The organism is Leptospira soteropolitanensis, assembly GCF_026151655.1.
GTDB classification, from domain to species: domain Bacteria; phylum Spirochaetota; class Leptospiria; order Leptospirales; family Leptospiraceae; genus Leptospira_A; species Leptospira_A soteropolitanensis.
Genome location: NZ_JAMQPN010000113.1, coordinates 1 through 307 on the forward strand (window position 1 = coordinate 1; position 307 = coordinate 307).

The window sequence follows — 307 nt, forward strand, 5'->3', positions numbered from 1 at the left end:
TCGCGAGTATAATCTGTATACTTTTTTATGATTGATTCTCCATCCAGCTTTACGCATGAATTTATAAATCATTCGATATCCTGCTCGCTTGCGTTTGAAGGCAAGTCTTCGGATTTCATTTACAACTATCTCATCTTCATTTTTCGGATTGAAGTAGTATGTAGACTTCGGAAAATCTAAGAGCTTCAGGCTTCGCCTTTTTGAAATACCTTCCTCGTTTAACAGATCGATCGCTCTTAATTTACTCGGTCTGTCTAAAACTTTTTTCCGAGTACGTTTTTAATTGCCTGTATTTCTAGAGCCATGT

The 307-nt window shown here is 36.8% G+C and carries 1 protein-coding gene; it reads right to left on the bottom strand.

From position 1 onward, the window contains the following. Positions 1-231: IS3 family transposase (locus ND811_RS19670; protein ID WP_409035820.1), on the bottom strand; the 231-nt coding region annotated here is incomplete at its 3' end. Between the last annotated feature and the right edge of the window lie 76 nt (positions 232-307).